The following is a 9,694-nucleotide window of genomic DNA, read 5'->3' as shown; positions in this document are numbered from 1 at the left end:
GAAGCACTCCGGCATCGCGAGATTCCGCAGTTCGAATGTCACGCGATGGCATGCAGTCCACGGCGGTACTGCACCGCCTCCGCCACGTGCGCGATCTGCACGGCATCCGCCGAATCCAGATCGGCAATCGTGCGCGCCACCTTCAGCGCACGGTGCGTGCTGCGCGCCGACCAGCCGAGCTTGGCGGCGGCGTTGTAGATGAACTTGAGCGCCGTGGCGTCCAGCGCCGCATGCGTGTCGATGGCGCTGCCCTGCAGATTCTGGTTCGCGTGGCCCTGGCGCTGCATGGCGCGTTCGCGTGCCGCCACCACGCGGCCGCGGATGCTCTCGGTCGATTCGCCCGATGGCGAGCCGAGCAGTTGCTGCGCCGACACGGCGGGTACTTCGATGTGCAGGTCGATGCGGTCCAGCAGGGGGCCGCTGAGCTTGCCCTGGTAGCGCGAGACCTGGTCCGGCGTGCAGCGGCACGGCTTCAATGACGAGCCGAGGTAGCCGCAGGGGCAGGGGTTCATGGCCGCGATCAGTTGAAAGCGCGCGGGGAATTCGGCGCGGCGCGCCGCGCGAACGATCGTGATGGTCCCGGTCTCCAGGGGTTCGCGCAGCGCCTCCAATGCGGAACGCGCGAACTCGGGAAATTCGTCCAGAAAGAGCACGCCGTGATGCGCGCGTGAAATCTCGCCCGGCCGCGGCGGCGAGCCGCCGCCCACGAGCGCCACCGCGCTGCAGGTGTGATGCGGCGCCGACGTCGGCCTGCACATCCAACGCTCCGTCGCGAAGCGCCCGCCCAGGCTGGCCACCGCGGCGCTCTCCAGTGCTTCGTCGATGCTCATTGCCGGCAGCAGGCCCGCAAAGCGCTGCGCGAGCATCGACTTGCCCGAGCCCGGCTCGCCCACCATGAGCAGGCTGTGGCCGCCCGCCGCGGCGATCTCGAGCGCGCGCTTGGCGCCGGCATGGCCCTTGACCTCGGCCAGGTCGGCATACGGCGATGCGGAAATGCCCGGCGTGACATGGATTCGCGCCCAGCCGTCGTCGGGCGGCTCGGGGGTTGTGGCCTTGTCGTCCTCGGAAATGAATTGCCGCACCACATCGAGCAGGTGCCTCGCGCCGTAGACCTCGCCGTCGGGCACCAGCGCCGCCTCCTGTGCGCTCTCGATGGGCAGCACCAGCTTCGTCGCGACACCGCGCGTGTGCAGGGCCAATGCCACGGCCAGCGCCCCACGAACGGGCCTGAGCTCACCCGAGAGAGACAGCTCGCCCGCGAACTCGTGCCCCGCCAGCCGCGCGCCCTGGATCTGCCCGCTGGCCGCCAGGATGCCCAGGGCGATCGGCAGATCGAAGCGGCCGGAGTCCTTGGGGAGGTCGGCCGGCGCGAGGCTCACCACGATCTTCTTGTTGTTCGGAAACTCCAGCCCCGCGTTCTGGATGGCCGAGCGCACGCGGTCGCGCGACTCCTTCACCTCGGTCTCCGCCAGCCCGACGAGCGTGAAACTGGGCAAACCATTCGCCAGATGCACCTCGACCGTGACATCGGCCGCTTCCAGCCCAAGCAAAGCACGGCTTTGCACCAAAGACAGACTCATTTTTCTTCCTCTCCCCAAGATGGTGCACCCACCTTTTTGTTGGCCCACGGCCGCGCGGCACGCTGGTGCCTGCAACCGATCGAAACATTCCTTGTAACGAATTGGCGCTCATCGGCGGTCGCTGGTTCCCTCTAGGGCGGCCGTATTCGTGCACTTTGGCACGCTCCCTGCTTTGAGGGTGTTCAGGTCCCACAACACTTACTTACTTGCGAGGAGTCTCCCGATGACGCACCGTTCCGCCGTCCAGGCGCTGATCGTTCTGGCCACTGCATTGACCACGTCGGGCGCCGCCCTGGCGCAGACGGCACCGGCAGACCCGGCGCCCGCCCCGGCGCCCTCGCTGACCGGCAACATCTCGCTGACCACGAACTACAAGTTCCGCGGCCAGGACCAGGACATGATCGGCCGCAACGACTACGCCAAGACGCGCGGCCTGAAGCCCGCCATCCAGGGCGGCTTCGACTACGCCTTCGGCGACAGCGGCTTCTACGTGGGCAACTGGAATTCCAGCGTCAACTGGCTCAAGGGCAACAGCATCGAGACCGACCTGTACGGCGGCTACAAGTTCAAGGCCGGCCCGGTCGACATGGACGTCGGTGCGCTCACCTACATCTACCCGGGCAACTCCGCGGGCAACACCACCGAGCTCTACCTGGGCGCCACCTACGCCAACGAAACCTTCGGCTCGTTCACCGCCAAGTACTCGCACACCGTCTCCAAGGACTACTTCGGCTACGCAGGCAACAAGGCCGGCTCGGGCCTGAAGGGCCGCAACACCGGCTACCTGAACCTCGCGTACAGCAAGGAAATCGTGCCCAAGGTCACGCTGAAGGCGGCCGTGGGCTTCACGAACATGTCCAGCGACATCCGCAGCCTGGGCTACAAGAGCTACGTCGACTACAACGTGGGCGCCTCGTATGACTTCGGCAACGGCCTGTCGCTCACGGGCTCGGTGCAGGGCGCCAACAAGAAGGCCAACTACCAGGTCGTGGCGAACCCGGGCATCGACATCCCCGACTTCGGCACCTTCGGCACCACGTACTACTCGCCGAACAAGGCGCGCTTCATCCTCACGCTGACGAAGACGCTCTAAATAAAACAACGAGGTGCGGCCCAAGCTGCCGCACCATTCCATTTCCATCCAAAGGAGAAGTTCACATGAAGCTGGTCACAGCCATCATCAAACCGTTCAAGCTCGACGAAGTGCGTGAAGCACTCTCGGCGATCGGCGTGCAGGGGATCACCGTCACCGAAGTGAAGGGCTTCGGGCGCCAGAAGGGCCACACCGAGCTCTACCGCGGCGCGGAGTACGTGGTCGACTTCCTGCCCAAGGTCAAGATCGAAGCGGCCGTCTCCGACGACCTGGTCGATCGCGTGATCGAAGCCGTCGAAGGTGCCGCCCGCACCGGCAAGATCGGCGACGGAAAAATCTTTGTCTACAACCTCGAACAGGTCGTACGCATCCGCACCGGCGAAACGGGCCGCGAAGCCCTCTGATCGAGTCTGGCCCGAAAGAACAACGACTATGAAAAAACTGCTTGTCTCTCTTGCGCTCGGCTTGAGCGTTCTCGCCGCCGGCACGACCGGTTTCGCACAAACGCCCGCCGCGCCTGCTGAAGCGCCCGCCGCATCCGCGCCGGCTGCCACGGCACCCGCGGCCGCTCCCGCTGCTGCAGCGCCTGCAGCCGCAGCTGCTGCACCCGCCGCGGCCGAAGCAGCGCCTGCTGCCGCGCCCGCGCCGTCCTTCAACAAGGGCGACACCAGCTGGATGATGCTGTCCACGCTGCTGGTGATCATGATGACCATCCCGGGCCTGGCCCTGTTCTACGGCGGCCTCGTGCGCAGCAAGAACATGCTGTCGGTGCTGATGCAGGTGATGGTCACCTTCTCGCTGATCGTGGTGCTGTGGCTCATCTATGGCTACAGCCTCGCCTTCACCGAGGGGAACGCCTTCTTCGGCGGATTCGACCGGCTCTTCATGAAGGGGATCTTCGATCCGGCCACCGGCGTGTTCGCACCTGGCGCAACCTTCAGCAAGGGCGTCTACATCCCCGAGTTGCTGTTCGCCGCCTTCCAGGCCACGTTCGCCGGCATCACCTGCTGCCTGATCGTCGGTGCCTTCGCGGAACGCGCCAAGTTCTCGGCCGTGCTGCTGTTCATGGTGATCTGGTTCACCTTCAGCTACGCACCGCTGGCCCACATGGTCTGGTTCTGGATGGGCCCTGACGCCTACACCGCAGCCAACGTGGTGGACGCACAGAACGCCAAGGCCGGCCTGATCTGGCAATGGGGCGCGCTGGACTTCGCAGGCGGCACCGTGGTGCACATCAACGCTGCTGTCGCAGGTCTGGTCGGTGCCTATGTGATCGGCAAGCGCGTGGGCTACGGCAAGGAAGCCTTCACGCCGCACTCGCTCACGCTCACCATGGTCGGCGCCTCGCTGCTGTGGGTCGGCTGGTTCGGCTTCAACGCAGGTTCGGCCCTGGAAGCCGGCACCAGCGCCGTGCTCGCCTTCATGAACACCTTCTCGGCCACCGCCGCTGCGGTGCTCGCATGGTGCATCGGTGAAGCGCTGATGCGCGGCAAGGCCTCGATGCTGGGTGCCGCCTCCGGCGCCGTTGCAGGCCTCGTGGCCATCACCCCGGCCGCCGGCAACGTCGGCCTGATGGGCGCCCTGGTGATCGGCTTCATCGCCGGCTTCGCCTGCCTCTGGGGTGTGAATGGCCTGAAGAAGCTGCTCGGCGCAGACGACTCGCTGGACGTGTTCGGCGTGCACGGTGTCGGCGGTATCGTCGGCGCGCTGCTCACCGGCGTGTTCAACACCCAGGCACTCGGCGGCCCCGGCCTCGTGGGCGACTGGGTCACGGCCAGCGTCATCTCCAACGGCATCGGTGCCCAGGTCTGGATCCAGCTGAAGGGCGTGCTGCTGACCATCGTCTGGTCGGGCGTGGTGGCGTTCATCGCCTTCAAGATCGCCGACCTCACCATCGGCCTGCGTGTGTCGGAAGAAGAAGAGCGCGAAGGCCTCGACATCTCCGCCCACGGCGAAACCGCCTACAACCGTTGATCGGCCACTGGGGAGCCTTCCGGGGCTCCCCAGCCGGATGACCACCATCCTTTTTCTTCACAAGAACAATTCTTCGTAACGAGTTTTTCAAGCGAGGTCTCCTTTGGATGTTCAGCCCGCGAGCGCTCCGGCGCCAGCGGGCTTTTTTTTGCCCGCGTTTTGCCTACCCAGCGGTGCTGCGCACGCATGCACAATCTCCCGCATGTGGACCTCTCTGGACAACAGCCTCTGCGAACTCGGCGAATCGCCTTTCTGGCATCCGCAGGAACGCTCCCTCTACTGGCTCGACATTCCGGGCCGCGCCGTGTTGCGAACGCGCGGCGACATCGGAACGCCATCCGCCACGGTTCAGCGATGGGCGCTCTCCACCGAACCCGGTTGCATGGCGCCAGCCAAAAGCGGCGGCCTCGTGATCGCGCTGCGCGACGGCATCTACCGCGCGCGCGAATGGGGCGGCGAACTGGTCGCGATGGCACGCGTGGAGCACGACGTGCGCACCATGCGCTTCAACGACGGCAAGTGCGATCCGCTCGGCCGTTTCTGGGGCGGCTCACTCAACGAGGCGAAGGACCGCGCCAACGCCGCCCTCTACTGCTTCGATGCGCGCCCCGACACCGGCATCGCCCCCACGCTCACGCAGATGGCCAACGAGTCCACCACCGCCAACGGCCTCGCGTTCTCCCCCGACGCCCGCACCCTCTACTGGGCCGACACCGCCGCGCACGTGGTGTGCGCATGGGACTGGGACGCCGAAGCCAACGCGCTCTCGCACGCCCGCGTGTTCCACCAGTTCGATGCCAAGCCCGAAGGCTGGACGCCCGACTCTTCTGTTCGCTACGAAGGCCGTCCCGATGGCGCGACGGTCGACGCAGAAGGGCACTACTGGGTCGCGATGTTCGAAGGCGCGCAACTGCTGCGCTTCGCGCCGTCGGGCGAGATCGTGGCGTCGGTGCCTGTGCCGGTTCAATGTCCGACCATGCCGTGCTTCGGTGGCGATGACCTCAAGACGCTCTTCGTCACCAGCGGTCGCAAGGGACGGCCTGCCGCGGAAGTCGAACGGCTGCCGGCATCTGGCACGGTGATCTCGGTGCGCGTCGATACGCCGGGGCTGCCTGTCAACTTCTTCGAGGACTGAAGTGGGGCATTCAGGGCGCGATCCCGCCGACGGGGTACCTTGCTCCGCGAATGTCCCCCGCCTTCGGCTCCTCCTTGATTTCGCTGCGCAAGGCACCCCATCGGCGGGATCGTTATTCAGTGCAGTCGTTGATCGGCCAACCCAACGACCGCGCTTCTCGTGCGCAGGGCATCGGGTGCTCCCCGCAGCGAAATCAAGGAGGAGGCCGCAGGCCGGGGGACATTCGCGGAGGGGAGTACCCGGTGGCCTGTGCACGCGCCCTGAACAAGAGGCCGGAACGTAGAAGCCATGGCCCTCCAGCACATCCCACCGATCCAGTGCCTCCTCACCTTCGAAGCGGTGGCCAGGTTGCGCCACGCGGGTCGCGCAGCCGACGAGCTGTGCGTCACCCCCAGCGCAGTCAGCCACCGCATCCGCCAACTCGAAGCGCACGTCGGCTTCAAGCTCTTCGGCCGCAGCGATTTCAGCCTGACAGCCGACGGAGCCGCCTATCTCGCGAACGTGCGCACGGGCCTCGCGGCGCTGCAGGCCACACCGCTCGCCAATGCCGCACCGCGCGCCACGCGCCTGCGCATTGCCGTCACACCTACCTTCAGCCGCCAGTTCCTGATGCCCCGGCTCGAACTGTTCCGCAACATCTACCCGGACATCGAACTCGTGCTGCAGGTGTCGATTCCGCTGCTCGACGTGACGGCCGAACAGGCCGACCTCGAAGTGCGCTACGGCACCGGCACGTATGCCGACTGCGAGCACCGCCTGCTGCTCGAAGAAGAAGTGGTGCCCGCCTGCAGCCCCAGTTACCTCAACGAGTTCGGCCCGTTCGATGGCTTTCGCACCGCGGCGGAGATCGCGAGCGCGCGGCTCATCCGCAGTCCGCTCGAACCCTGGGGGACCTGGTTCGCGAGTTGCAGCATCGACCAGCCCGAGCCGCACGTCGGCTCGCAGTTCAACGACCTGGGGCTTGTCTACGACGCCGCCGCGAGCGGCTTCGGCGTGGCGCTGGTGCGCCAGAAGATGGGCGCCGCATGGTTCGAATCGGGCCGGCTGGTGGCGCTCTCCGACCGGGCCGTGCCGTCGCCGCACCGGCACACCATCTGCTGGCAACCCGGCACGCTCGAGCGCTGGGAATGCGCGGCGTTTGTCGACTGGCTGGTGCAGAGCCTGCGCTGACCGGCCGGGTGCGCCGGCAAAGTTCTCTCAAGCGTCGCGCAAAAAAGCTTCAACCCGGCGGCGCTGCATTTCCGTAGAGTGCGGTACACCACGAGACATCCCGCCAGAAGAAGACAAGAGGCCTTGCCGCATGAATGCGCCGCTCACTGCCGTCCAGCACGGTTCGCTACAGAAATCAGAGCGCCAGTCGCAGGTGGTGCGCGCGCTGCAAAACCACCTGCCCGCGCACGCCCTGATCTGGCATGCCGAAGACACCACGCCCTACGAGTGCGACGGCCTCACCGCCTACCGGCAGCGGCCGCTCGTCGTGGCCCTGCCCGAAACCGAGGCGCAGGTCGCCGCCGTGCTCAAGACCTGCCATCAGCTCGGTGTGCCCGTGGTGGCGCGCGGCGCGGGCACCGGGCTCTCGGGCGGCGCGATGCCGCATGCGCTGGGCGTGACGCTCTCTCTGGCCAAGTTCAACCGCATTCTGAAGATCGATCCGGTGAGCCGCACGGCCGTCGTGCAGTGCGGTGTGCGCAACCTCGCGATCAGCGAGGCGGCCGCGCCGTTCAACCTCTACTACGCGCCCGATCCGTCGAGCCAGATCGCCTGCACCATCGGCGGCAACGTGGCCGAGAACTCGGGCGGCGTGCATTGCCTGAAGTACGGCCTCACGCTGCACAACGTGCTGCGCGTGCGCGGCTTCACCGCCGAGGGCGAGGCGATCGAATTCGGCGGCGAGGCGCTCGATGCGCCGGGGCTGGACCTGCTCGCGCTGGTCGTCGGCAGCGAAGGCATGCTGGCCGTGACCACCGAGGTCACCGTCAAGCTCGTGCCCAAGCCGCAGCTCGCGCGCTGCATCATGGCCAGCTTCGACGACGTGCGCAAAGCCGGCGATGCGGTGGCCGCGGTGATCGCGGCCGGCATCATCCCCGCGGGCCTGGAGATGATGGACAAGCCCATGACCGCCGCCGTCGAAGACTTCGTGCGCGCGGGCTACGACCTGGATGCCGCGGCGATCCTGCTGTGCGAATCCGACGGCACGCCCGAAGAGGTGGAAGAGGAAATCGGCCGCATGACCGCCGTGCTGCGCGGTTGCGGCGCCACCGCCATCGCGGTGAGCAGCAGCGAAGACGAGCGCATGAAATTCTGGAGCGGCCGCAAGAACGCCTTTCCGGCCTCGGGCCGCATCAGCCCCGACTACATGTGCCTGGATTCGACCATCCCGCGCAAGCGCCTGGCGGACATCCTGCTCGCGATCCAGGAGATGGAGAAAAAATACAACCTGCGCTGCTGCAACGTGTTCCACGCGGGCGACGGCAACCTGCATCCGCTGGTGCTGTTCGATGCGAACGACCCCGACGAGCTGCACCGCTGCGAACTCTTCGGCGCGGACATCCTGGAGACCAGCGTCGCGATGGGCGGCACCGTGTCGGGCGAGCATGGCGTGGGCGTGGAAAAACTCAACAGCATGTGCGTGCAGTTCACCGCGGCCGAGAACGAGCAGATGTTCGGCGTGAAGCGTGCCTTCGATCCGGCCGGCCTGCTGAACCCGGGCAAGGTCATTCCCACGCTGCAGCGCTGCGCCGAATACGGCAAGCAGGTGGTGCGCGGCGGCAAGCTGCCGCATCCCGATCTGCCGCGCTTTTAAAAAAGAATCATGGATCAAGCCCTCAGCCAGATCATCGAGCGCATCCGCGCCGCAGCCGCCGATGCCACGCCGCTCTGCATTCGCGGCGGCGGCACCAAGGACTTTCACGGGGAAGTGCTGCAGGGCGAGGTCCTGAGCACCGCCCAACTCACTGGCATCACGAGCTATGAGCCGAGCGAACTCGTCGTCACCGTGCGCGCCGGCACACCGCTCGTGGAACTCGAAGCCGCGCTGGCCGAGAAGGGGCAGTGCCTGCCTTTCGAGCCGCCGCACTTCGGCAACGACGGCACCGTCGGCGGCATGGTCGCAGCCGGTCTCAGCGGCCCTGCGCGCGCCAGCGTCGGCGCGGTGCGCGACTACGTGCTCGGCGCCACGCTCGTGAACGGTCGCGGCGATGTGTTGAGCTTCGGTGGGCAGGTGATGAAAAACGTCGCGGGCTACGACGTCTCGCGCGTGCTCGCGGGTTCGCTCGGCACGCTGGGCGTGATCGCCGAAGTGAGCCTCAAGGTGCTGCCCGTTGCGCCGGCCGAGGCCACGCTCGAGTTCGCCTGCAGCCAGGCCGATGCGCTGCGGCTGCTGAACGAATGGGGCGGCCGGCCGCTGCCGCTGAATGCGAGTTGCTGGTTCGAATACGGCGGTGCCGGCGCGCTCTACCTGCGGCTGCGGCTGCGTGGCGCGGTCGCGGCCGTGGAAGCGGCATGCACGCATCTCGGCGGCGAGCGCAAGGACAACGCGCGCGCCGCTGCCGATTGGCAGGCGCTGCGCGACCAGCAATTGCCGTGGTTCGACACCGCCCATGGCCCGGACGCACTCTGGCGCCTCTCGGTGCCGCAGACCGCGCCCGTGCTAGCCATCGACGGCCATGCGCCGCTGATCGAGTGGCACGGTGGACAGCGCTGGTACAAGGCGCCCCCCGGGCAGGCCGCGCGCATCCGCGAGATCGCGCATGCGGCAGGCGGGCACGCCACGCTGTTCAGGACGCCCGCTTCGGACATCCCCCGCTTCGATGCGCTGAGCGCCCCCGTCGCCCGCATCCACCGCGCGCTGATGCGCGAGTTCGATCCGCACCGCATCTTCAACCGCGGCCGGCTCTTCGCAGACGAATAAAT

The 9,694-nt window shown here is 67.0% G+C and carries 8 protein-coding genes; 7 read left to right on the top strand and 1 reads right to left on the bottom strand.

Annotation, left to right across the window (positions count from 1 at the left end; genetic code table 11):
- Positions 1–38 precede the first annotated feature (38 nt).
- Positions 39–1,580 carry a YifB family Mg chelatase-like AAA ATPase gene (locus BM133_RS27425; protein WP_093441031.1) on the bottom strand — a complete coding sequence of 514 codons (1,542 nt, stop codon included), beginning with the start codon at positions 1,578–1,580 and terminating at the stop codon, positions 39–41.
- 223 nt (positions 1,581–1,803) lie between these two features.
- Here BM133_RS27425 and BM133_RS27420 point away from each other — a divergent pair, with 223 nt between their 5' ends.
- From BM133_RS27420 to glcE, 7 genes are all read left to right on the top strand, one after another.
- Positions 1,804–2,673 carry a TorF family putative porin gene (locus BM133_RS27420; protein WP_093441028.1) on the top strand — a complete coding sequence of 290 codons (870 nt, stop codon included), beginning with the start codon at positions 1,804–1,806 and terminating at the stop codon, positions 2,671–2,673.
- A 65-nt stretch (positions 2,674–2,738) separates the two neighbouring features.
- Positions 2,739–3,077 (top strand): P-II family nitrogen regulator, encoded by a 339-nt coding sequence (gene glnK, locus BM133_RS27415; RefSeq protein WP_007833403.1) that lies wholly within the window; start codon positions 2,739–2,741, stop codon positions 3,075–3,077.
- 28 nt (positions 3,078–3,105) lie between these two features.
- Positions 3,106–4,647, top strand: coding sequence for an ammonium transporter (amt, locus tag BM133_RS27410; RefSeq protein WP_177224956.1), 1,542 nt, complete (start codon positions 3,106–3,108; stop codon positions 4,645–4,647).
- A 202-nt stretch (positions 4,648–4,849) separates the two neighbouring features.
- Positions 4,850–5,782 carry an SMP-30/gluconolactonase/LRE family protein gene (locus BM133_RS27405; protein WP_093441023.1) on the top strand — a complete coding sequence of 311 codons (933 nt, stop codon included), beginning with the start codon at positions 4,850–4,852 and terminating at the stop codon, positions 5,780–5,782.
- Positions 5,783–6,070: 288 nt separating this feature from the next.
- Complete coding sequence (locus BM133_RS27400) at positions 6,071–6,952, top strand: LysR substrate-binding domain-containing protein (protein WP_093441021.1); 882 nt, start codon at positions 6,071–6,073, stop codon at positions 6,950–6,952.
- Between the two features lie 130 nt (positions 6,953–7,082).
- Positions 7,083–8,585, top strand: a complete 1,503-nt coding sequence (locus BM133_RS27395) for an FAD-linked oxidase C-terminal domain-containing protein (RefSeq protein WP_093441017.1) — start codon at positions 7,083–7,085, stop codon at positions 8,583–8,585.
- A 9-nt stretch (positions 8,586–8,594) separates the two neighbouring features.
- A complete protein-coding gene (gene glcE / locus BM133_RS27390; protein WP_093441015.1) occupies positions 8,595–9,692 on the top strand; it encodes a glycolate oxidase subunit GlcE in 1,098 nt (365 codons plus the stop codon).
- Positions 9,693–9,694: the final 2 nt, after the last annotated feature.

This window comes from Variovorax sp. 770b2 (genome assembly GCF_900115685.1).
Taxonomy (GTDB): domain Bacteria; phylum Pseudomonadota; class Gammaproteobacteria; order Burkholderiales; family Burkholderiaceae_C; genus Variovorax.
Note: the sequence above shows the minus strand (reverse complement) of the source record. Positions and strands in the feature narration are given on the sequence as shown.

Coding starts and splice junctions, on each gene's coding strand:
- BM133_RS27420 (WP_093441028.1), top strand. CDS start 1,804: ATGACGCACCGTTCCGCCGTCCAGGCGCTGATCGTTCTGGCCACTGCA.
- BM133_RS27395 (WP_093441017.1), top strand. CDS start 7,083: ATGAATGCGCCGCTCACTGCCGTCCAGCACGGTTCGCTACAGAAATCA.
- BM133_RS27400 (WP_093441021.1), top strand. CDS start 6,071: ATGGCCCTCCAGCACATCCCACCGATCCAGTGCCTCCTCACCTTCGAA.
- amt (WP_177224956.1), top strand. CDS start 3,106: ATGAAAAAACTGCTTGTCTCTCTTGCGCTCGGCTTGAGCGTTCTCGCC.
- BM133_RS27405 (WP_093441023.1), top strand. CDS start 4,850: ATGTGGACCTCTCTGGACAACAGCCTCTGCGAACTCGGCGAATCGCCT.
- BM133_RS27425 (WP_093441031.1), bottom strand. CDS start 1,580: ATGAGTCTGTCTTTGGTGCAAAGCCGTGCTTTGCTTGGGCTGGAAGCG.
- glcE (WP_093441015.1), top strand. CDS start 8,595: ATGGATCAAGCCCTCAGCCAGATCATCGAGCGCATCCGCGCCGCAGCC.
- glnK (WP_007833403.1), top strand. CDS start 2,739: ATGAAGCTGGTCACAGCCATCATCAAACCGTTCAAGCTCGACGAAGTG.